Source organism: Cohnella fermenti (genome assembly GCF_004801405.1).
GTDB lineage: Bacteria > Bacillota > Bacilli > Paenibacillales > Paenibacillaceae > Cohnella > Cohnella fermenti.
Map to the genome: position 1 here is coordinate 1 of NZ_SSOB01000113.1, position 800 is coordinate 800.

At 56.1% G+C, this 800-nt stretch carries 1 protein-coding gene; it reads left to right on the top strand.

Annotated elements, in window-relative coordinates:
- The coding region (tnpC, locus tag E6C55_RS33240; RefSeq protein ID WP_136374116.1) for an IS66 family transposase at positions 1 to 800 on the top strand (800 nt) is incomplete at both ends.

Sequence of the window (800 nt, forward strand, 5' to 3'; positions counted from 1 at the left end):
ATGCGTATCATATGATACCGGTTAAGCGCATCGCTGATCTCTTTGAAGATATGACGACCTATCGGCCGAGCGAAGCCACCGTGCTCTCCCTCTTGCAAACGTCCTATGAGGTGCTGGAGCCTATAGAGACCACTATTGCAGAGAAGCTGCTCCAGCAAGTGGTGGTGCATGCGGACGAAACCGGGTGCCGCGCGGATGGCAAACTCAATTGGGTTCATGTTTGCTCGGATGGAGGCTACACCTACCTTCGCGTACACGAAAAGCGTGGCGAAGAGGCGTTTAAGGCCATTGGCTTCTTACCGGAGTACCAAGGAACGGTCGTGCACGATTGCATGAAATCCTACTTCAAGGAGGGATGCGCGTTCTCGGATGCCCTTTGCAACGCCCATCTGCTCCGGGAGTCTCTGGGCATTGCGAAGCATGATGGTCACCGGTGGGCCTCGCGGATGGCGGAGTTGCTTCGCGAAGGCTGGAAGGCCGCCCTCGCCGCTCGCGCGAAGGAGGAGAACGTCGAACCGGAAGTCATCCAAGTGTTCGAAGACCGCTACGATGCCATTCTTCGCGAGGGAGAGAAGGAATGGGCCTTGGAGGAGGCGAGCACTCCGGTCTCGAAGAAAGGGAAGCAAAAGAAGAGCAAGGCAGGAAATCTGGGCGAACGCTTCATGCTTCACAAAGAGGCGATTCTCTTGTTTCTTCGGCGACCCGAAATTCCGTTTGACAATAACCAGGCGGAACGCGATCTGCGGATGGTCAAGGTGAAACAGAAAGTCTCGGGTGCGTTTCGAACGCAAGCGGGTGCC